Annotated in this window: 21 protein-coding genes and 1 riboswitch; of the genes, 16 read left to right on the top strand and 5 right to left on the bottom strand. The window is 44.2% G+C overall.

Features of this window, described 5'->3' with window-relative positions; translation table 11 throughout:
• Nucleotides 1-126 precede the first annotated feature (126 nt).
• The 6 genes from ftsY to glpG all read left to right on the top strand — a co-directional run bounded on the left by ftsY (nt 127) and on the right by glpG (nt 5,553).
• Nucleotides 127-1,311 carry a signal recognition particle-docking protein FtsY gene (ftsY, locus tag RH85_RS15225; protein ID WP_006713591.1) on the top strand — a complete coding sequence of 395 codons (1,185 nt, stop codon included), beginning with the start codon at nt 127-129 and terminating at the stop codon, nt 1,309-1,311.
• A 26-nt stretch (nt 1,312-1,337) separates the two neighbouring features.
• Entirely contained in the window at nt 1,338-2,012 is a 675-nt protein-coding gene (ftsE, locus tag RH85_RS15220; protein ID WP_006713590.1) for a cell division ATP-binding protein FtsE, read from the top strand.
• Entirely contained in the window at nt 2,002-2,964 is a 963-nt protein-coding gene (gene ftsX / locus RH85_RS15215; RefSeq protein ID WP_006713589.1) for a permease-like cell division protein FtsX, read from the top strand. The genes ftsE and ftsX overlap by 11 nt, the downstream gene beginning before the upstream one ends.
• A 184-nt stretch (nt 2,965-3,148) precedes the next feature.
• The gene (rpoH, locus tag RH85_RS15210; RefSeq protein WP_006713588.1) at nt 3,149-4,006 is read left to right on the top strand and encodes an RNA polymerase sigma factor RpoH; all 858 of its coding nucleotides are present in this window, start codon (nt 3,149-3,151) and stop codon (nt 4,004-4,006) included.
• A 393-nt stretch (nt 4,007-4,399) separates the two neighbouring features.
• The gene (glpE, locus tag RH85_RS15205) at nt 4,400-4,720 is read left to right on the top strand and encodes a thiosulfate sulfurtransferase GlpE (RefSeq protein ID WP_006713587.1); all 321 of its coding nucleotides are present in this window, start codon (nt 4,400-4,402) and stop codon (nt 4,718-4,720) included.
• Nucleotides 4,721-4,728: 8 nt separating this feature from the next.
• A complete protein-coding gene (gene glpG / locus RH85_RS15200; RefSeq protein ID WP_006713586.1) occupies nt 4,729-5,553 on the top strand; it encodes a rhomboid family intramembrane serine protease GlpG in 825 nt (274 codons plus the stop codon).
• An 87-nt stretch (nt 5,554-5,640) separates the two neighbouring features.
• On the opposite strand, the gene RH85_RS15195 is transcribed toward glpG, so the two are convergent.
• A complete protein-coding gene (locus RH85_RS15195) occupies nt 5,641-6,051 on the bottom strand; it encodes a flagellar basal body-associated protein FliL (RefSeq protein ID WP_006713585.1) in 411 nt (136 codons plus the stop codon).
• 166 nt (nt 6,052-6,217) lie between these two features.
• Between RH85_RS15195 and RH85_RS15190 the strand changes: the two genes are divergently transcribed.
• Both RH85_RS15190 and ubiA read left to right on the top strand, forming a co-directional pair.
• Nucleotides 6,218-6,757, top strand: coding sequence for a chorismate lyase (locus RH85_RS15190; RefSeq protein ID WP_006713584.1), 540 nt, complete (start codon nt 6,218-6,220; stop codon nt 6,755-6,757).
• Nucleotides 6,758-7,612, top strand: a complete 855-nt coding sequence (gene ubiA / locus RH85_RS15185) for a 4-hydroxybenzoate octaprenyltransferase (protein WP_006713583.1) — start codon at nt 6,758-6,760, stop codon at nt 7,610-7,612.
• Nucleotides 7,613-7,725: 113 nt separating this feature from the next.
• On the opposite strand, the gene plsB is transcribed toward ubiA, so the two are convergent.
• Nucleotides 7,726-10,182, bottom strand: coding sequence for a glycerol-3-phosphate 1-O-acyltransferase PlsB (gene plsB, locus RH85_RS15180; protein WP_006713582.1), 2,457 nt, complete (start codon nt 10,180-10,182; stop codon nt 7,726-7,728).
• Between the two features lie 449 nt (nt 10,183-10,631).
• Here plsB and lexA point away from each other — a divergent pair, with 449 nt between their 5' ends.
• From lexA to dinF, 3 genes are all read left to right on the top strand, one after another.
• A complete protein-coding gene (gene lexA, locus RH85_RS15175; RefSeq protein ID WP_006713581.1) occupies nt 10,632-11,252 on the top strand; it encodes a transcriptional repressor LexA in 621 nt (206 codons plus the stop codon).
• 99 nt (nt 11,253-11,351) lie between these two features.
• Nucleotides 11,352-12,164: a class I SAM-dependent methyltransferase gene (locus RH85_RS15170; RefSeq protein WP_006713580.1), complete on the top strand. Its 813-nt coding sequence runs from the start codon at nt 11,352-11,354 to the stop codon at nt 12,162-12,164.
• A gap of 76 nt (nt 12,165-12,240) precedes the next feature.
• The gene (gene dinF, locus RH85_RS15165) at nt 12,241-13,545 is read left to right on the top strand and encodes an MATE family efflux transporter DinF (protein WP_174269583.1); all 1,305 of its coding nucleotides are present in this window, start codon (nt 12,241-12,243) and stop codon (nt 13,543-13,545) included.
• A gap of 69 nt (nt 13,546-13,614) precedes the next feature.
• Here the strand turns inward: dinF and sthA are convergent, their stop codons facing one another.
• Nucleotides 13,615-15,045: a Si-specific NAD(P)(+) transhydrogenase gene (gene sthA / locus RH85_RS15160; protein WP_083824886.1), complete on the bottom strand. Its 1,431-nt coding sequence runs from the start codon at nt 15,043-15,045 to the stop codon at nt 13,615-13,617.
• Between the two features lie 248 nt (nt 15,046-15,293).
• On the opposite strand from sthA, the gene fabR reads away from it, so the two are divergent.
• Entirely contained in the window at nt 15,294-15,935 is a 642-nt protein-coding gene (gene fabR / locus RH85_RS15155) for an HTH-type transcriptional repressor FabR (protein WP_006713577.1), read from the top strand.
• Complete coding sequence (locus RH85_RS15150) at nt 15,935-16,321, top strand: YijD family membrane protein (RefSeq protein WP_006713576.1); 387 nt, start codon at nt 15,935-15,937, stop codon at nt 16,319-16,321. Before fabR ends, RH85_RS15150 begins: the two co-directional genes overlap by 1 nt.
• Before the next feature lie 63 nt (nt 16,322-16,384).
• On the opposite strand, the gene trmA is transcribed toward RH85_RS15150, so the two are convergent.
• Nucleotides 16,385-17,494: a tRNA (uridine(54)-C5)-methyltransferase TrmA gene (gene trmA, locus RH85_RS15145; protein ID WP_006713575.1), complete on the bottom strand. Its 1,110-nt coding sequence runs from the start codon at nt 17,492-17,494 to the stop codon at nt 16,385-16,387.
• Between the two features lie 185 nt (nt 17,495-17,679).
• Nucleotides 17,680-17,879, top strand: a riboswitch (cobalamin riboswitch).
• A gap of 53 nt (nt 17,880-17,932) precedes the next feature.
• On the opposite strand from trmA, the gene RH85_RS15140 reads away from it, so the two are divergent.
• From RH85_RS15140 to murI, 3 genes are read left to right on the top strand one after another with little or no spacing between them, the layout of a single operon-like run.
• On the top strand, nt 17,933-19,744 hold the full coding sequence (locus RH85_RS15140; RefSeq protein ID WP_006713574.1) for a TonB-dependent receptor domain-containing protein: 1,812 nt from the start codon (nt 17,933-17,935) through the stop codon (nt 19,742-19,744).
• A 46-nt stretch (nt 19,745-19,790) separates the two neighbouring features.
• Entirely contained in the window at nt 19,791-20,474 is a 684-nt protein-coding gene (locus RH85_RS15135) for a Dph6-related ATP pyrophosphatase (protein ID WP_006713573.1), read from the top strand.
• Between the two features lie 31 nt (nt 20,475-20,505).
• Nucleotides 20,506-21,297, top strand: a complete 792-nt coding sequence (murI, locus tag RH85_RS15130; RefSeq protein WP_006713572.1) for a glutamate racemase — start codon at nt 20,506-20,508, stop codon at nt 21,295-21,297.
• Here murI and RH85_RS15125 read toward each other — a convergent pair.
• Nucleotides 21,263-21,712, bottom strand: coding sequence for an RNA recognition motif domain-containing protein (locus tag RH85_RS15125; RefSeq protein ID WP_006713571.1), 450 nt, complete (start codon nt 21,710-21,712; stop codon nt 21,263-21,265). The genes murI and RH85_RS15125 overlap by 35 nt on opposite strands.
• Nucleotides 21,713-22,096 lie beyond the last annotated feature (384 nt).

Raw genomic sequence — 22,096 nt, 5'->3', positions numbered from 1 at the left:
AAAGTGTAACCTTAAATCGCGCTTGGCGTAGAGACTTTTCACACTGTTGTCATGTTTCTTTTCCAGCTCGCTATATGGCAGTGGAAAAGTTTGAGAGTTAATTAAGACAATCTAGGATAGCCCCAGATGACGGAAAAAAAGAAGCGTGGATTGCTCTCTTGGCTTGGCTTCGGTGACGAAGAGCAAGCAAAGCAAACCGCAGAAGAGCAGCAGGTAGAGCAACCACAACCTGACGTAGTTGAAGAACAAAAAAACGATGTAGAGCAAGAGATTGTTGCTGAACAAACCGTTGAGGTTGAAGCTCGCCCAGCAGAAGCAGAAGCAGAAGCAGAAGCAGAAGAGCAGGTACAGCCGGTCACCCCACGAGTGGTTGAACAGGAAAAACCAACCGAGAGTTTCTTTGCTCGCTTAAAGCGCAGTCTTGCGCGCACGAAAGCGAATATTGGTGCGGGTTTCTTTGGTTTGTTTAAAGGTAAGCAGATTGATGATGATCTGTTTGAAGAACTGGAAGAGCAGCTATTGATCGCTGATGTCGGCATGGAAACCACCATGAAGATCATCAATAATTTGACCGAGAAAGCCAGTCGTCAAGATTTGAAAGATGGTGAAGCTCTGTATGGTCTTCTCAAAGAAGAAATGGCCGAGATCCTTTCACACGTTGAGAAGCCGTTAGATGTTAATAACGGCAATACACCGTTTGTTATTTTAATGGTTGGCGTTAATGGCGTGGGTAAAACCACCACCATTGGTAAATTGGCAAAACAATTCCAAGCCGAAGGCAAAAAAGTGATGCTGGCTGCAGGCGATACCTTCCGTGCGGCAGCGGTAGAACAGCTGCAAGTTTGGGGTGAACGCAATGACGTTCCGGTCATCGCTCAACATACAGGTGCCGATAGCGCATCAGTAATTTATGATGCGATTGAAGCCGCCAGAGCTCGAGGCTATGACGTGGTCATCGCGGATACGGCGGGTCGTTTACAAAACAAAGCAAACCTGATGGAAGAGCTGCGCAAAATCGTGCGTGTGATGAAGAAAATTGATGATTCAGCACCGCATGAAGTAATGCTAACACTGGATGCCGCAACAGGCCAAAATGCCATCAGCCAAGCAAAATTGTTTAGTGATGTGGCGCCATTGACTGGTATTACATTGACGAAACTCGATGGCACCGCGAAAGGTGGTGTGATCTTCGCACTTGCTGATCAGTTCCAGATTCCAATTCGCTATATTGGTGTCGGTGAAGGGATTGACGATTTGCGTCCATTTGAAACACAAGAATTTATCGACGCATTATTTAGCCGAGAAGATTAACGAGCTGCTAGCGAGAGGAATGACGGGTGATTAAGTTTCAGCAAGTGAGTAAGGCTTATCGTGGCGGTCGACAAGCTCTACAGAAAGTCGATTTCCATTTGCATCGTGGAGAAATGGCGTTTTTAGGCGGTCATTCTGGCGCGGGTAAAAGTACCCTGTTAAAGCTGATTTGCGCGATTGAACGTCCAACCGATGGCAAGATTAGCTTTAACGGTCATGACATCACTCGAATTCCAAGTAAGGACATTCCTCTACTGCGTCGTAATATCGGTATTGTTTTTCAAGATCACCGATTGCTGATGGATCGCACCGTGTTTGATAACGTCGCTCTGCCGATGCGGATTGAATCTATTTCGGAAAATGAAATAAAACGTCGAGTTTCGGCGGCATTGGATAAAACCGGCTTGCTTGATAAAGCGCGCTGTCTGCCAAGCCAACTTTCGGGCGGTGAGCAGCAGCGTGTCGGTATTGCTCGTGCGGTGGTCAATCGCCCTACGTTGCTGCTCGCGGATGAGCCAACGGGTAATTTAGACTCTGAACTTTCTAATCGTGTATTAAGATTGTTGGAAGAGTTCAATCGAGCCGGGGTGACCATTTTACTTGCCACGCACGATGTCAATTTAGTGAATTCAAGACCGCAATATCGCCATATGGAGTTAAACCAAGGCTTTATGAGTGAGGTGGAAGATTATGGTCGCTAATACTCGCAATAAGAAAGCAGCTAAGAAACATCAGGGCGTGCCGCGTGATGGGTATTTTGCTATTCACTTTAAGCAGGCTAAGTCAGCTTTAGCGGCCTTATGGTCTCGTCCTATCGGGAATATACTGACGCTGGCGGTGATCTCAATGGCACTGACTTTGCCCGCTTCTCTCTATCTTCTGGGTAAAAATATTGCGGTGGCCACAACAAATGTTGCGGGTCCTTCTCATGTTAGCGGCTATATAAAAGAGCAAACACCAGAACCACGCATTATGGTACTCAAAGATGAGTTGGAGAGTCTGCCTGAGGTGGCGGCGGTAGACTATATCTCCCCGCAGCAAGGACTTGAAGATTTAAGCCAATATTCCGGCTTTGACCAAGCGATTTCCTTGTTGGATGATTATGCGCTGCCCGGTGTACTGGTGATTACTCCTGCTAGTGATGATAAACAAGCGGTGCAAGCACTCGCAGAACGTGTCCGCGCAGAAGATGAAATCAGTGATGTTCGCTTAGATGAAGATTGGTTTGCTCGCCTTGATGCTATTAAGCATCTGGTCGGCGGGATTGTTATGACACTATCGGTATTAATGTTGGGTTCGGTATTTCTGATCGTTGGCAATACTTTGCGTTTCAATGTTCAGGCTAATAAAGATGAAATCCAAACCATGAAACTGATTGGCGCCACAGATAGCTTTATATTACGTCCGTATCTCTATTCAGGTATGTGGTTTGGTTTGCTTGGTGCAACCAGCGCGTGGATTCTTACCGCATTAATCACAATTCTGCTTAATAGCAGTGTTGAACAATTAGCGCTTCTGTATGATAGCCGCTTCCGATTGATCGGACTGAGTTGGGATGAGTCGTTACTGCTGCTGATGTTGGGAACCTTTTTAGGTTGCTTAGCAGCGAAAGTTTCAGCGCAACGCCACCTCAACGAAATTGAACCAGTATAAACATCGGTTGTCCTATTTGTGCACCAGCCGAAATGAAAAGTACACGCTACCGTATACTTTTTTCTTGTATCGCTGTTTCGTTTGTGCATAATAACTTCCCCCTTGCTTGAAACCTGAGCATTTTAGGTTCAAGATTGTTGGGCGAAAAATACCTAATTCAGATCTTAGATTGATGAGGAATTGAATGACTAACCAAGTGTATGCAATGGCTGCCGTTTCCCAAGATAGCTTAGATAGCTACATTCGCTCAGTGAACAGCTACCCAATGCTGACGCCTGACGAGGAGCGTGGACTGGCTGAACGTTTGCACTACAACAGCGAAATCGATGCGGCGAAAGGTTTGATCCTTTCACACTTGCGCTTCGTTGTGCATGTGGCTCGCGGCTACTCAGGTTATGGTTTGCCAATGGCTGACCTAATTCAAGAAGGCAACATCGGTCTAATGAAAGCGGTAAAACGTTTTAACCCAGAAGTGGGCGTGAGACTGGTTTCTTTTGCCGTCCACTGGATAAAAGCTGAAATCCACGAATACGTACTACGTAACTGGCGCATTGTTAAAGTTGCGACCACCAAGGCGCAGCGCAAGTTGTTCTTCAATCTACGTAAGTCGAAAAAACGTTTAGGTTGGTTTAACAATGGTGAAGTTGAAACCGTCGCTCGTGAATTAGGTGTTGAGCCATCAGAAGTTCGTGAAATGGAATCGCGTTTAGCGGCGCAAGATCCGACATTTGAATTCAGTGCTGATGACGATGACACAGGTACCTCAATTACCGCTCCAATGCTTTACCTTGAAGACAAAGCCTCTGATGTGGCGGAAAACGTAGAAGCGGCAAACTGGGAAGCGCACACCAATAATCGTTTAAGTCTTGCATTGGCAAGTTTAGATGAGCGTAGCCAGAATATTGTTCGCTCCCGTTGGTTAGTCGACAATAAAGCCACGCTGCAAGAATTGGCGGAAAACTATGGTGTGTCTGCCGAGCGTATTCGTCAGCTAGAAAAGAATGCGATGAAAAAACTAAAATTGGCCGTTGGCGAAATGTAGTTTTTCTCCCCCCGAATCGAAGAAACCGAGATCCCTTGATCTCGGTTTTTTTATATCTTGATCGCCTTGAGCGATCATTTTTTTATCTTTAGCCTGTGGGTAACTCTGTGATGAAATTCTTGGTTAGGTGTCAGAAAGCAGGGTGAATAAAGGCTTGAAGCGGTAATTGGCATTGGGGATATTATTTGTTTTACACACAAAAAGATAAGGATCATCACTACATATTGTGGATCGAATTAAAGCAAAGCACTTTATCAACGTAATCCACAAACTTATCCACAAATGGTGAATAAGTGATCGCAAGTGGATAACCTTATTCCCATCGTGTACTTGTTGAGCACTGGATAGGTTACAATGGCAGCAGATAATAATGAGACAAGATAGAGAAAGTAAATGGACCAGTTTCAACATATTGATGTAACCGCCGCGCAAGAATTACTGCAACTTGGTGAGGCGCGTTTGGTGGATATTCGTGATCCACAATCTTTTGCCGTGGCACATGCAAATCAAGCTTTTCATTTGACGAATGACAGCATGGTTGGATTTATGGATGAGGTGGAATTTGAACAACCTATTTTGGTGATGTGCTACCACGGCATCAGTAGTCAAGGTGCCGCTCAGTATTTAGTTAACCAAGGGTTTGAGCAGGTGTATAGTGTGGATGGTGGCTTTGACGCATGGCAACGAGCAAGCCTTCCTGTTGTAACTAATTAGGGTAGATTATGATCAGACTGATTTCTTTAAACCAGCCGCGCATGGCACAGGCATTTATTGATTACATGGCATCGCGTCAGATTGATATTAAGTTAATGCCGGAAGGAGAAGGACAGTTTGCATTGTGGCTGATGGATGATCAGCATCAAGTGGAGGCCGAAGCTGAACTGAAGATGTTTCTTGATCAACCCAATAACGCCAAATATCAAGCAGCTTCTTGGAATATGGCAGAGAGCCGTACCAATCATTTTCGTTATAACTCGCCGAGTATGATGAGCATGATTAAAGCGAAAGCGGGGCCATTCACACTCGCCATTATGGCGATCTGCAGTGTTATCTTTATCTTGCAGCAGTTTGGGGCGGGTCAATCAGTCTTTAATGCCCTGCACTTTCCTGCATTTGCTGGACAAGAGTGGCAGATTTGGCGCTGGGTCAGCCATGCTTTATTGCATTTTTCTATCATGCATATCGCCTTTAACTTATTGTGGTGGTGGCAGCTTGGTGGCGATATCGAACAAAGGCTTGGGAGCGGTAAATTAATACAGCTTTTTGTCTTTTCCGCAGCGCTATCAGGTATCGGCCAATTCTGGGTTGAAGGGGCTAATTTTGGTGGTTTGTCTGGCGTGGTTTATGCCCTGGTCGGCTATATCTGGCTGATGGGTTATCGTGCACCTGAGAAAGGTTTGATGATGCCAAAACCTCTCATCGGCTTTATGTTAGTTTGGTTAGTCTTGGGGTTTGTTCAGCCTTTTATGGCGATTGCCAATACTGCTCATTTAGTCGGTTTACTGGCTGGTGTCATGCTAGGTTGGTTTGATAGCCGCAAAGTATAGGCAAGCTGGTTGAGAATAAAAAAAAGCGGCGAGGCCGCTTTTTTATTGTTTATTGCTTCTGAAGTTATACCAAGTCAAAATTGTCGATTATTGATAGAGGTACTTAGTAAACAGGAGATCGGCGATCACTGTTTTACCTGTCTCTGGTAATAAAATCGAATTTAACTCTTCGACTAAGCTTTTACGCAGATCTTCTCTTCCTGCTAACGATTTAATCGTTTCTTCCGTTTGTTTTCCGAGTAGTTCAATAACAGCATCTCGAATTAACGGTTGATGCTTTTCAATCAAAGGCAAATCGGCCTGATTGGCGACCATGATATCAATACGAACTTGAATATAACCAAGATCGTTACCTTTGGTGTAGAAGTTGGTGGTTAAGTCTGGCTCTAAAGTAAAATACGCCAAACTCGGAGTGCCAGCTTTCTCTTCTGCCATGGTTGGCATGACAAACATGAGGCAAAGCAGTGCAAATATTTGGGCTATGTGACGTTTAAACATATTTCTAACTTTTCTTTCTTCTGATCACGATACTCGAATCGTCTGACTCTTGTTACAATAGAGCATCTATTTGTAGTGAATTTGAGTTAACCGCAATATAGTGTTAGTTAACGCACCAGATTGAAGCTTTATTGTACGCCGATAAAGCGACTTATTGAATACTAGTATGAATCAAATGATAGCGCTTTATCTGTCCGCACTGCGCCAAGTGGAATGGCAACAGCCTGAAAATTTTAACTTTCCTTCGCAGATTGCGAGAGATTGGCTTTTAGAACAGGGCTCTTTGTCACGTTTGTTAAAAACTTATTGTCAACAATTGAACGTAGATCTACTTCATAACGCTGTGGTGCTCGCTGAAAAATTGGATGAACAAGAAATCAAGCTGTTAGCGAGAGAGCAATGCTTACTGCGTAAAGTGGTATTGAAAGGGGATGGCGAACCTTGGATATTAGGGCGCACATTGATCCCTGAGTCATCTCTAATCGATCAGCCGCATGATCTTGCTCAGCAAGGCGAAATTCCGTTGGGCTTAACGGTATTTAGTGCCGACAATGTTGAACGAGATGCGTTGCAAGTTGGTTGGGCGCAAACCCCCTACGGACAATGTTTAGCTCGCCGTTCTCGCTTATGGATGAATCACAAGCCCATGCTTGTGGCTGAATTATTTTTACCTAACGCCCCTGTTTACGCCAAGGAGAGAGTGTAGATGACCACCGCGAAAGTGCGCGCCTATTGGCACTTGATGCGCATGAATAAACCGATCGGCACCTTATTGTTGTTATGGCCGACTATGTGGGCGCTGATCATTGCCGCTGAAGGTATCCCAAACCTCAATGTACTTTTGGTCTTTGTGCTCGGTGTCGTTTTGATGCGAGCTGCGGGTTGCGTGATCAATGACTTTGCCGATCGCAAGGTCGATGGGCATGTAGAGCGTACCCAACATCGTCTTCTTCCTTCTGGAATGATCAGTGCCAGAGAAGCGATTAGTCTGTTTATTGCGTTGGCGGTGTTGTCATTCGTATTGGTTTTAACCATGAATCCACTGACGATCCAACTCTCCTTTGTTGGTATTGCATTGGCGTTTATTTATCCTTTTATGAAGCGCTATACCCATCTACCACAACTGTTTTTGGGCTTAGCCTTTAGTTGGGCAATTCCTATGGCGTGGGCGGCACAAACCAACGAGTTACCACCGATAGTATGGTTTGTGTTTGTGATGAATGCGTTATGGACGATTGCCTACGATACGCAATATGCCATGGTTGATCGCAATGATGATCTCAAGATTGGCATCAAGTCGACGGCTATTTTATTTGGTCGCTTTGATAAAATGATCATTGGTGTACTGCAGCTTGCCACCGTATTGATGCTGATAGCCTTAGGGATGTGGTATTCGTTAGGCGCGAGTTTTTACTGGGCAGTATTGGCGGTAGGTGCATTATTTGTATTCCAGCAACATCTGATTCGTCACCGAGACAGAACACTGTGTTTTCAAGCATTTTTAAACAATAACTATGTTGGAATGGCCATTACAATCGGCTTGTTAGTGGCATTTTGGTAAGGCGCTAGCACCGCAAGTGAGTATGGCACATAGAATAAATAAAAAGGGCATCGATTCGATGCCCTTTTTTGTACCTATCGGCCAATATCATTATTGGTCAAAGTTATCTGAGGTTACTTATCGTGCTCGCAGACTTCGTCACACACTTCAGCTGCCTGACACACACTCTCTTTTATGGTCAGTCTAACTTCAGGGTAGAGCAGTGAATAGAGCAACTCGGCTAGTTTTGTTGCTTTTTCCATATCACAATCGCCGTCACTGTCTAAGTATTCTTGCTGCTTTAACGTAGTGAACATGGCTGAGAAAACACCTTTATCAAAGAACTCAGGTGCGTTAATTCCGTGTAAGCGTCCAAGGCGTTGGGCAATATCTTGGCTCTTCATTTCTAGATCCGCTTTGCCCAGCTCAGGGTTAGCGATCAGTAAGTTGAGTGCAATTGAGTAACGCTGCAATGTTTCTGAAATGGTACGACCAAGCAGAACCAGCACCTGCGAGTTACTTTGATTAAATTGCAGTTCTTGATCTTCTCGCGTGATTAACCCCTGACGAACTAACTCATCGACATAGGCTGCAACGGTTGCGTCTAATTGCTCATGACTAAGATTTAAGAACAACTCTTGCTTAAGGAAAGGATAGATCAACGCCACATTCGCTTGGATTTGAGCAAGGCTTAGTTTTTGGCGACGCACTAACATCTGCGCGATCAATGCTGGGATGGCAAACAGATGGATAATGTTGTTGCGATAGTAAGTCATCAAAATCGATTGGTTACGATCAAGAGACACAATTTCGCCCATGCTGTCAGCTTCAATGACAAACTTATCTAAAGATTCAGCATGCTTAACCAATACTTCAGCTTCTTCATTCGGCATGGTAAAGCTTGATGAATATGGCACTTGTTTAAGTAGAGACAGGTAACAGTCGACTTGCTTAACGAGGCTATCACGTGACAAAGCGCGTTGGCGTGAAGCAAGCAACGCAGTCGCACATAGTGTCAGCGCATTCGCAGCAGCAGCATCATTAATGTGCGTCATCATCTTGGTCGCAAGATCGTTAACTACCGGCGTCAACCATTGTGGTTTAGTCGCGCCCATCGGGTCGATATCTTTGGTCCATTCGGGCGCATGTTCATTTAAGTATTGGTTGAGCGGAATTGGCTCACCAAAGTTGACATAGCCTTGGCCAAAGTTACGCAGCTTACGAATGGTGCGAAGCACAAGACTTGCGTTCTCTTTTTCTTTACGGCTGCCACGTAGTTCTTTAGCGTAAGTACCCACTTCCATTACGTGCTCATAGCCAATATAGACCGGAACTAAGGTCACAGGGCGGTTTAAGCCGCGCAGCATGGCTTGAATGGTCATGGCCAGCATACCCGTTTTAGCTTGCAGCAGACGGCCGGTGCGAGAGCGGCCACCTTCACTAAAGTACTCAACAGAATAACCTTTGGTAAAGAGTTCAGCTAAGTATTCACGAAAGATGGTTGAGTAAAGTCGGTTACCCTTGAAGCTACGACGAATAAAGAAAGCCCCTCCACGACGGAAGATTGGTCCTGCCGGGAAGAAGTTTAAGTTAATGCCCGCTGCGATATGTGGTGGAACCATACCTTCTTGATACAGCACGTAAGACAACAACAGATAATCCATATGGCTGCGGTGGCAAGGAAGATAGACAATTTCATGGCCATCTTGTGCCAGACGACGCACTGTAGTCGCATTATTGATGTTTAGGCCTTGATAGATACGATTCCATAGCCAACCCAGTACGCGACTGCCGTTTTTGATCAATGAATATGAAAAGTCAGCGGCGATTTCATCCATGATCTCTTGGGCTTCTTTGCGCACTTTTTCGATTGGAATATCTTTGGCAAGTGCTTCATCTTCAATTGCTTTTTCAATCGCCTTGGATTTCATTAAGCGATTAAACAGCGCTTGGCGATTCGGTAGACTTGGACCAGACGCGGCTAATTTTTGACGCGAAAAGTGAATGCGAGCAACGCGCGCTAACTTATGGGCAATAGAAGCATCTGTACCGTGTGAATCCGCCATATAACGTAGTGATACGACTGGGCTAAAACGAACTAAGCAATCACGGCCAGCAAACAACACCGCTTTGGCTTTTTGAGGGCCATTGAGTGATTGTAGGTAATTGGTTTGTTTGCCTTCTTTTTCAGGTTTACGTCCCCAAAGTACCGTGATTGGCAGTATTTGAATATCCAGTTCACTGTCGTCTTTATGCAGAGCGAGGAGTTCTGAAAAAAGTGCGATAGATTCACTTGGCACATCGTTGTCATTACCTAGGACGGTTTCACGGGAGGAAATGAACACAAAGCGGCTAAAACTCTTACCATTGATGATCAGTGGTTCAAGTGGATCAGGTAAACCAAGGGCGGCGACCTGTTTTTTTACGCTGAGTAGATCAACGCTAGAACGGTATGGCAGTGCGTAAACAATTGGCTTGTTGACATCAATGCTATGGTCTTCAATTGGGTTTGAAGGGATCGCCGTTCCTTTTACTAGCACCGAAAGAGGGAGCTTTAATAGAGAACGAGATAGAGAGCGTCCAGAAGACATAAAAGTTCTTTGCCTCAAATGAATTAATGAGCATAAGCACATTTCCAATTCTTTAAGTGTAGAAGTGGAGATGTGCCCAAGCAGATTTTTAGCTGGCAAGGATACCAGAAACTGGTCGAACCTTTTAATTATTATTGGATGTAAAAGCAGCAACATCATGCTGATACGGTCAATCTAGCTAAATTGACAATCCAGGATAGTAGGAGACAAAAAGTCAGTGAGTGATTGAGAGAAGTAGTGATGGTGACTATTCGCTTGGAAACGCACGCATTATTGACTAAAGGTTAAGATCTTACCTTAAGGAAGAGGGGATTAAATGGTGTGGTGCGTAGCCTCAATGAGGTCAATGATTCTATTTTTGTAAGTTATTAAAAAATCATCAATTCGCTTTTCATTTGTTCACTTACTGGATATACTCACAGTGAACTGTATAAAAAGACAGGTGACTTATGAAGCCGTTAACGCCCCGCCAGCAACAAGTTTTTGATTTGATCAAAAACAAAATTGAAGAGAGCGGCATGCCGCCAACACGTGCGGAAATTGCAAGAGAATTAGGCTTTCGCTCTGCCAATGCAGCAGAAGAACACCTTAAAGCTTTAGCAAGAAAACAAGCAATTGAGATTATTCCGGGTGCTTCCCGCGGTATTCGTATTTTGCTAGAAGATGCGGCAAATGATGATCAAGGCTTACCTTTGATTGGTCAAGTTGCAGCAGGTGAGCCTATCTTGGCTCAAGAGCATGTGGAAGCACATTACCAAGTCGATCCTAGCATGTTCAAACCTCAGGCGGACTTTTTATTGCGTGTTAATGGCGAATCAATGAAAGATATCGGCATTATGGATGGTGATCTACTCGCCGTGCACAAAACACAAGATGTAAGAGATGGCCAAGTAGTGGTGGCTCGTGTTGATGAAGATGTGACGGTTAAGCGTCTGGAGCGTAAAGGCTCTACGGTTCTACTGCATGCAGAGAATCAAGATTTTGCCCCGATTAAAGTCGACCTAACAAGTCAACATCTTGCCATTGAAGGTATTGCCGTCGGTATTATTCGCAATACCGATTGGATGTAGCACTAGAATAACAACTAGTTGAGATTGATTCTCATTAATCTTGCTATTGTAATTGATATTTATTATCATCTGCTTTCTTACTAAGGAAGGTAGATGATAATGTCCCCGCCCAGACACTCCCCTAAAAAACGCTATCAGATCCCTGCTAATTTAGTGCAGCCATTATTACTACGCGGCCGTGAAAGCTTGGTCGACGATGGTCTTGTTTATGATCCTATTGCCGCAACTGCCTGCCAACGCTGTCAGCTGGCGCCGGAATGTTTCTCTGGTGATATTAATCAAAAGCAGTTATTGCATGCGACATTAACGCAGTTATGCGATGAGCAAGTAAACGCCTTTATTCAGCAAAACCCAGATGGTTGGATAATTAATGTTGGTGCTGGGTTAGATACTCGATTTTATCGGGTCGACAATGGACGCTGTCATTGGCTTGAGCTTGATGTCACTGAAAACTTACTGTGGCGACAAAAGCTATTTCATGCCAGTGAGCGTTATCACCATAAGTGTGGCAGTGTCGATGACCTCTCGTGGCTCGACCATCTAACGATTCCTGAAAAATGTCCGGTAATGATTGTGTGTGAACATGCATTACTTGATTGCACTCAACAACAAGTAGCCAAATTCATTCAGGCATTGGGCCGCCATTTTGATAGTGCCAAAGCTTGCGTTGTCCTAGCGGGAGATCTTTGTCAGCATCGCTTAGGGCAAAAGATGGGTTCAGGGCAATATGCCCATGGCTATGAGGCGGCGGGAGAAGCCGTTTTACGTTACTTACCTTGGGCGCGATGGGTACGAACTTCGTCACCATTGGATAAACATTGTGGTCGCTGGAAACTATGGCAACGTTGGGTGGCAAAAGTTATCGGCTCAAAGCAGCGCTTCACACCGGTAGTTGTTCAGCTTCGTTGGTGATCCAGTTACACTTTGCGTATAAATTCCGCAAAGAAGTTGTTACGTGCAAATTTTCCAAATCCTTTCCAATCGAGCAATGCATAAAAAAGTGCTATTGCTCGCGATCCCTATGGTGCTCTCCAACATTACCGTTCCATTATTGGGGCTGGTGGACGCTGCGGTTATTGGCCATTTAGAGCATGCTTGGTATTTAGGTGGCGTAGCGCTGGGAGGTATGATGATCAGTGTCAGCTTTTGGCTACTGGGTTTCTTACGTATGGCGACCACGGGGCTTGCGGCACAATCATTTGGTGCGCGGCAGCCACACCAACTTGGCTTAGTGCTGACCCAAGGCTTAGTGATGGCGCTGGGTTTTTCTGCTTTGTTTCTGTTAATGCACACATGGATTGGCGAATGGGTATTTGCTTTTAGTGATGCGAGTGCCGAAGTGAAGACTTATGGCCAGCAATATTTTTCAATTCGAGCATGGAGTGCACCAGCCGCGTTAGCGAATTTTGTGTTATTAGGTTGGCTGCTTGGTACACAAAATGCCAAGGCCCCAATGTGGATGGTGATCATCACCAACCTCACTAATATCTTATTAGACATTTTATTTGTACTTGGCTTAGTTTGGCAGGTGGAAGGCGCAGCATTGGCATCGGTCATTGCCGATTATACCGGTATGACTTTTGGTTTGGTTTGTGTTCATTACACATGGCGAGCACAACATTTGCCGTCAATCTTTTTATTGCTTAAAGATACAGCCAATGGCTTAGCCCGATTTGTAAAACTCAATCGTGATATCTTCCTACGTTCGCTGTGCTTACAAGCCACTTTTACTTTTATGACTTTTCAAGGCGCAAGCTTTGGTGATGAGATTGTTGCTGCCAATGCGGTGTTGATGAGTTTTCTCATGATGATCTCTTATGGCATGGATGGTTTCGCTTATGCCATGGAAGCGATGGTTGGTAAAGCGATAGGCGCCAAAGATCGTAATGAGTTGAACCAATCATTGGTAGGGACTTTTTTTTGGAGCTTGGTGATTTGTAGTGGACTGACATTGGCCTTCGGTATGTTTGGATCTTCTTTGATCAATTTGATCACGGATATACCAGTAGTGCATGATAAAGCATTGGAGTTTATGCCTTGGTTGGTGGCAATGCCGTTGGTTTCTATGTGGTGTTTTTTGCTTGATGGTATTTTTGTTGGGGCAACGAAAGGGCGTGAAATGCGCAACGGTATGTTTGTCGCAACGTGCAGCTACTTTGCTATTTTCTATCTTTGTTCAGCTTGGCAAAACCATGCGTTGTGGTTGGCGATGCTGAGCTTTATGGCGATGCGCGGTATCACATTGGCATTGGTGCTGCGTTATCAATGGCGAAAAGGTTCGTTTTTGGCTTAATACCATTGATGAGAATACGATAGAGAAAAGCCGCTAACAAAGCGGCTTTTTATTTAGATATAGAGTGGGCTAAAACAGGCGGTTTAAGCCATTGAGCGCAGCGACACGATAAGCTTCTGCCATTGTCGGGTAGTTAAACGTGGTATTAACGAAATACTCGATGGTATTCGCTTCGCCTTTTTGTTCCATAATGGCTTGGCCGATATGGATGATTTCTGCCGCGCGCTCACCAAAACAGTGAATACCGAGGATCTCTTTGGTTTCACGATGGAATAGAATTTTTAGGCTGCCAATATCTTTGCCAGCAATTTGCGCTCGCGCTAAATGTTTAAATGACGATCGTCCGACTTCATAAGGCACTTTGGCGGCAGTGAGTTCTTGTTCTGTTTTACCGACGGAGCTGATCTCAGGGATGGTGTAGATACCGGTTGGGATATCTTCAATCAGATAGTTATCCGCTTTGCCTTTGGTGATAGCTTGTGCGACAAAGCGGCCTTGATCGTAAGCTGCGCTAGCAAGGCTTGGGTAGCCAATCACATCGCCTACCGCGTAAACATGTTCAGCATCAGTTTGATAATTACGGTTTACGGCAATTTGACCGCGTGAATCGGCGGCAAGGCCTACGGCAGTCAAATTGAGTTTATCGGTGTTACCTGTTCGGCCATTGGCATAGAGTAGGCAATCGGCTTTCATTTTTTTGCCGGATTGCAGATGAACAATCACGCCGTCTTCAGTCCCTTCAATTTTTTCAAAGGTTTCATCGTTGCGAATCACCACACCACTGTTCCAAAAGTGGTACGACAGCGCATCGGATACTTCATTATCAAGGAAAGAGAGCAGGCGGTCGCGAGTATTCACCAGATCAGTCTTAACCCCTAAGCCACGGAAGATTGAAGCGTACTCACAGCCAATGACGCCTGCGCCGTAAATAATGATGTGGCGAGGGTCGTGTTTCAAACTCAGTATGGAGTCACTGTCGTAAACACGTTGATGATCAAAATCGACATTGTCAGGACGGTAAGGGCGAGAGCCGGTTGCAATGACAAATTTATCGGCACTGTAAAATTCCTCACTACCATCACTTTGCATCACCGCGACGGTATTACTATCAGTAAAGCGAGCCGCGCCAAATAACAAAGTACATTCGTTACGGTCATAGAAGCCTTGACGTAGGCGGGTTTGTTTATCGATGACAGATTTTGCATGATTAAGAATATTAGAGAAGGTCGAGTGTAAGCTCATATTGTTTTTACAAAACAGCGGATTGCTATTGAATTCAATAATACGGCTAACGGCATGACGCAGCGCTTTTGAAGGAATCGTGCCCCAGTGGGTACACCCACCACCGACACTGCTTTCCTTTTCTATAATCGCGACATTAAGACCAGCTTTGGTTAAGCCCATAGCTGCACCTTCGCCGCCTGGGCCACTGCCTATCACGATAACATCAAAATGATTGCTTATGGCCATGACTCTATCCTTGTTATATTGTTTTAACATTGCATTATCGAGATATTAACGGATTATTTGTTCGCGTAAATAACCGTCATACTAGAGAGTCGATGGGATCACGCGTAAAGCGTGAAATGTGCATTGTTGCCATGGTGGATGTCGCTAATTTGCAGTGAAATGATTGCAATCAGTATCTAACTGCGATTTATTTTTAACTGCTGAATAAAGGCACTTAAGTCGTTGCGGGAATCCATGTATATTAGAGGTTCCCTAGTCAGAAAAGTTGAAATTAGAATATGAAAACCATGGGAATTCGCGCACAGCAAAAAGAGAAAACGCGTCGCTCACTGATCGATGCGGCATTCAGCCAGTTGAGTGCGGATAGAAGCTTCTCGAACTTAAGTCTTCGAGAGGTCGCTCGTGAAGCGGGAATTGCACCAACCTCATTCTATCGTCACTTTAAAGATATGGATGAGCTAGGATTAACCATGGTAGATGAAGGAGGCTTGTTGCTGCGCCAATTGATGCGTCAAGCTCGTCAACGGATTGTCAAAGAGGGAAGCGTGATACGCACCTCAGTGGAAACCTTCATGGAGTTCATTGAAAGTAGCCCAAACGTATTTCGCCTCTTGCTGCGTGAGCGTTCAGGGACTTCTTTTGCTTTTCGTACCGCTGTTGCGCGTGAAATACAACATTTTGCCGCAGAGTTGACCGAGTTCTTGATTAGCACAGGTATGAGCCGTGATGAGGCCTTTATTCAAGCGGAAGCTTCTGTCACCTTAGTCTTTAGCTCAGGGGCAGAAGTATTAGATCTCGATCGACGTGAACGTGAGATTCTCGCGGAGCGTTTGATCATGCAATTGCGAATGATAGCCAAAGGGGCTTATTGGTATCGCAAAGAACGTGAACGTAACCGACTAAAAGGCGGGATAGATTAATGTCTAATGAAAACAATCCAATTAATCGTGGTTCGGAAAAAAAAAACCTAGTACTTGCTCTAGTCGCAGGTATGTGTAGTGACTCGTTATTATCATGGCTAACCATGAGCGAGGTGGGTTTCTCAATTTTCCCTATTATTGCATTGGTTCTAGCGGTTCAAGCGCTGTACCAAGAATACTTAAACAACCCAGTTTCAGAAGATATTCCTCTGATAGGGTTAGCTTGTTTCTTCGTTGGTGCCTTTGGCCACTCTGCGTTTTTGAAAGCGCAGTATCCAGATGCTGGCTCTAACTTCTTTGCTATTCTCGTGTCGATGTTGTTGATGCTGTGGATCGGTAAAAAGCTCGGCTATATGTCAAAATCGAAAGAAGAAGCGGTTGATTAATCGCAAATCGAAAAAAACGAGCCAATCGGCTCGTTTTTTTATATCTGTAAACTGTGGTCGAGATTACGCCTTGCGTTCCAGCATAACACCCGCTTCCATATGGTGAGTATATGGGAACTGATCAAATAGCGCGAAACGAGTGACGTTGTGCGTTTCACTGAGTACATCTAGGTTTTCTTGCAGAGTTTCAGGGTTACAAGAGATATAGATAATACGCTCATAACCTTGCACCATTTTACAAGTGTCGATATCCATACCTGAACGAGGTGGATCAACAAAAATGGTGTTACAGTTGTAGCTCGCCAGATCAACCCCAGCATCTTTCAAACGACGGAATTCACGTTGTCCTTCGATTGCTTGGGTAAACTCTTCAGCCGATAAACGTAGAATTTGTACGTTTTCAATTTTGTTTGCCGCAATGTTGTATTGCGCAGACTCAACCGATGGTTTAGCCAGCTCAGTCGCTAATACTCGATTGAAGTTTTGCGCCAGCGCTAAAGAAAAATTACCGTTACCACAGTAAAGCTCAAGCAAATCACCATTGCTGTCTTGTGTACAGTCTACCGCCCACTCCAGCATTTTTTCAGACACCGCCGCGTTGGGTTGGGTAAAGCTATTTTCAACTTGTTGGTAGATGTATGGCTGACCGTTAACGTCAAGCTTCTCAATCACGAAGTCGCGATCAAGTACAACCTTCATTTTACGTGCTCGGCCAATAAGGTTGAGGTTAAAACCTTCATCATTCAAACGTTGCTTCAATGCTTTGGCATTTTCAATCCATGCTTCATCCAATTGACGGTGGTAAAGCAGTGACACCAAAATTTCGCCACTCTTTGTTGATAGAAAATCCACTTGGAACAGTTTGCGACGTAATGACTCATTGTCTTTCATCGCATCAATCAGCAGAGGCATTAGATCGTTGATTAAACGACTGGCTGCTGGAAATTGATCAACGCGATACTTCTCACGAGTTTGTTGGTCAAACATGATGTAGTACATGTCGTCGCCTTCGTGCCAAACACGAAACTCGGCACGCATACGGTAGTGCTGCTCTGGAGATTCAAACACTTCTAGCTCTGGCACGTTGTAGTTAGCAAACATCCCTGTGAGACGTTCAACTTTGTCGGCCAACTGCTGTTGGTAGTGTTGAGGGTTTACATCAAGAGTCGCCATGGTCTTACCTTTGTATGGTGCATTTTATTTAAGAGCGCAGATTTTATTCGATATCTACCGTATGTCCAGTTTTGCGTCGTCAATAGCTTGAGCTCTCTAGGATGTGAAGCTTTAAGCAATGTAATGAAACAATTGAATTATATACGAATTATTAATAACCGCTGGACAATTAACCGATTGCTTAATACCATTTGCGCCTAGCTGGTGCTATCTAGCGGTATAGATGGCTGAAAAGGGAATCTGGTGTAACTCCAGAACTGACGCGCAGCGGTAATAGAGAACGAACACTCTTAAGACACTGCCTCTAGCATGAGGTGGGAAGTCGAGTAAGTAGGAAAGCATAGAGCTCTAAAGTCCGAATACCTGCCAGCAACTGAGCAAACACTGGAAGCATGTGCTCCGCGCTCGGTAGATTTTACGCGATTTAGGATTATAAAAATGAACCGTTCTATTTTAGCTGTGACAGTTGGGTCACTGCTTTCTTACGCCCCTTACTCTTTAGCCAATACTGCCGATGAAACGGTTGTAGTGACGGCGAACCGTTTTGAACAACCACTGAATGACGTAGTTGCCTCGACTACAATTGTCTCAAAGCAAGAAATTGATCAGATACAAGCAAAATCACTCGTGGATATTCTTAAGCGTGTTCCTGGCATTGAGGTTTCTCAAAGTGGTGGCAGAGGGCATAGTGCCTCTGTTTTTATGCGCGGCTATAACAGTGACCAAATTCTATTTTTAGTTGATGGTGTTCGTATTGACTCAGCCGCTGGTGGCATTAAGTTTAACCATATTCCGGTTGGGATCATTGAACGAGTTGAAGTGATTCGTGGGCCAGGCGGTGCTCTTTATGGTTCTGATGCAGTTGCAGGTGTAATCAATGTGATCACTGAATCTGGTAATGATTCGGATGCGACTTATTTATCTCTTGGAGCTGGTAGTGATGCGCAAAAAGAAGCAAGTTTTTCGATAACTTCAGAACTAGAAAATACTGGTGTATTGAAGTTGGCAGGTGGCTTTGAAGAGACGGAAGGTTTTGACATTAAAGACCCTGCCACAGGTTTGGATTATGGCTATGAAAGTCAAAACTTATTTGCTTCTTATGGTCAGTCAATTACAGATGCTTTAACGGGAACCGTTTCTCTACGTTGGTTTGATAGCCTCACAGAATATGACAAGGGTTCTAAATATTTTGGTTACTCTGAAAATCTAAGTTTAACTGGTGCATTAGAGTATCAACGAGAATACTTCAATTCAGTTTTGCGAGTAAATCAGCAGTCCATTGAGAATTTGGATTATTCAAAATCTGAGGGCAAAGACAATGCTGGAACGAAAAAAGAGATTGAGCTAACGAGTGTACAGTTTCTAAACCTATATCAGTTTAATGATGATTTTTCTATTGGGGCAGGCGCTGATTGGCGGAGGGAAGAACTGAAAGATGGAGCTATGTCCTATGGTTCTCCAGATCCTTTAGCTGGCGATGCAAGAGATACAACAGGTGTTTATACTTCGGTTGATGCACAATTTGGTGATCTAAGCGTATTGGGTAGTGTTCGTTATGATAAACATGATTCATATGATAATTACACTACGTGGTCGTTAGGTTCTCTTTACCATATTTCAGATAACCACGCAGTCCGGTTTGCAGTGGGAACAGCTTTTAAAGCTCCCAGTTATTCTGACTTAAAGGATAATGCGGATTTGCAGCCTGAAGAGGCTATGAATCGAGAAATTGGTTATATAGGCAATTTCAATCTATTCGATCTTGAAATTACGGCTTATGATAACAAAGTGGATAATTTGATTATTTGGTATCAAGCTTCGCCATGGTATCCGTTGAATGTTGACGCTAAATTGAAAGGTATTGAGATTACTGGTCAGTTCGATACTTCTTTTATTCACCATACCGTTATTGCAGAGTTTAAAGATCATAAAGACTCGCAGGGTAATAAATTGGCTAAGCGTGCTGATGAAAACTATAAATGGTTAATGGATGCGGCTTATGAGAATTTTGATTTCAATCTAACATATACATTCACTGGCGAACGCTTAGGGAATCCCAATGAGACTTATACCGAGGAAAACATGTTACCTTCGGTTGGTTTATGGGATATATCAGTTGGCTATTGGATTTCGCCTAAACTAGTTGTTAGAGGTAAGGTTGATAACCTTACAGACAAAGAGTATCAAACCACAATTGGCTATGCGGCACCAGAACGTAGATTCTTTGCAAATATGACGTATCAATTTTAATTTTATAAAACCGCCTTCGGGCGGTTTTTTCCTTCCCGAGATAAAAATGAAAAACATCATCGTGAGTTGGTCTTCAGGTAAAGACTCTACTCTGACCCTAGAGCGCCTAATCGAAAACGACCAGTATCATGTCGTTGGTTTGTTTACCACTTACCTAGAAGACGAAGTGCCCTTTCAAGCGACACCGATCGAAGTGGTAGAGATGCAAGCGGACTTACTTGGTCTACCGTTAGTCAAAATTGCACTACCAGAAGTCTTCCCAAGTAATGAACAATACAAGTTATTAGTAGTGGAAGGGTTGCAAGCGTCGAGCTTACCCTTCGAGGCGGTCGCTTTTGGCGATATGTTCTGTAATGGGATAGCCGAGTATCGCCGTAGCTACATTGAACCTGCCGGATGGCAATGCGTTTTCCCGCTAATGGGAGAGGCGAGTGAGCAACTAGCGCAAGAGATAATAGAGCGTGGTATTAAAACCATGTTGGTCACAGCAGATGGTGATTGTATCGCACGTGAGCTTTGTGGCCGTTGGTATGATGAAGCCTTATTGGCCGAGCTATCGTCTGATGTTGATCCATGTGGCGAAAATGGTGAGTTCCATACACTGGTTACGCAAACGCGTAGCTTTGATGGCGTGTTAGAACTGCAACTTTCACATATTGAACATGGCGAACGATTCTCCCACCAAAGATACAGCGCGAAAGCATTGCGAAAAGCAAATCGCAGGGTATGATCGCCAGCATATACATAAGCGGAATAGTGTCGTGTCTCAGCAACCTAAAATTTTAATCTTTGATTCAGGTGTCGGTGGTCTTTCGGTTTATCAAGAGATCGAAGCGCGTTTACCTCAGCTCGATTACTATTACCTATTTGATAATGCCGCCTACCCCTATGGTGAGCTTGAGCATCACACCCTGATTGAGCGAGTGGATCATCTGGTTACTCGCTTTGTTGGTGAACATCAGATTGACCTAGTGGTCATTGCCTGCAATACGGCAAGTACCATTGTGCTTCCTTCTTTGCGAGCAAAGTTATCTATTCCAGTGGTTGGCGTTGTTCCAGCTATTAAGCCGGCCTCAAATCTTGCCAATAAAGCGATAGGACTAATCGCGACACCAGCAACGGTAAAGCGCGAATACACTCATGATCTTATTCGTGACTTTTCGCAAAGCAAACCCGTTGAAATGCTCGGTTTGACGCGTCTAGTGGATATAGCAGAAGAAAAACTAAGAGGGCAGCGCGTTAATATAGAAGAGATGGTAGAACTTCTTGCGCCGCTAAAGAATAAGATTGATGTAGCTGTATTGGGTTGCACTCATTTCCCTCTTATAAAAGAAGAAATCCAAATCGTGCTTGGAAGTCAGGTATTGCTGGTGGATTCTGGGGTTGCTATCGCGCGTCGCGTGCAAGAGCTACTGCGTATTGAAAAGCAAGAAGAGAGTATGGGATGTCGGAATATCTATTCCAGCGCTCCACCTTGGGAAGAAGAAGCGCTGAATAGAGCGTTAGCTAAAATTGGCTTTAACTCAGTTCGTCCTCTTCTTCTTGAGTCTTAGGCTCATTAGCAATACGTACTTTTAACGTGCGCTGCATATAATCCTTCTCATTTAAGGCTGCGATGGCCGTCTCTGCGTCAGAGGCTGCCATTACGACAAACCCAAAGCCACGTCGTTTACCGGTACGTTTATCTTTCATAAGGCGTACGGCAAAAACCTCACCGTGTTTCGAAAAAACTTCCTTAACGTGTGATTCATTTGCCTTATAAGGCAGATTACCGACGTACAGTGTTTTCGTAGCTGGATCACTAAGTGGTACGGCTTCCGTTGTCGTGTTGGAAAATTTAAGAACAAAAGCAGAAGCCAAAACACCAACAACAAAACTAATTGCAGGGGAGATGTCTACCTGCGAGAAGATGATTCCACCCAGTACCGCAAGGGCGATCATCATAACGATTGATTTATTTGAACTCATAATCAGAATACTACTTCTAGGTCAGAGGAAATTAACTATCTACTATTAACAATATAGACACATGAATCTTACGTATATGGTTGGCTTTTTTCCAATTCATTGATGTGACATGACTCAAATGTTGAAATTTTATTCTATTTTATGCATTTTGCTGGCTTTTTAGGCAAACAAATTCTTTTTTCCAAATAATACTTGTCATGTGTCTCAACCTCCCTATAATGCCGCTCCATCGACAGGGAATGAGACGGAAGTCACAAACCCAGTTGGTAAAGAGAGAAAAGAAAGTTTGAATAAAACGCTTGACTCTCAAATCGGGAAGCGTAAGATACGCACCCCTAGCGACACGGTATTGAAATGCTGGTTCCGCTAGAAAAGCTCTTTAAC

Source organism: Vibrio ichthyoenteri ATCC 700023 (assembly GCF_000222605.1).
Lineage (GTDB): Bacteria > Pseudomonadota > Gammaproteobacteria > Enterobacterales > Vibrionaceae > Vibrio > Vibrio ichthyoenteri.
This window is presented reverse-complemented; position numbering and strand designations above follow the sequence as displayed.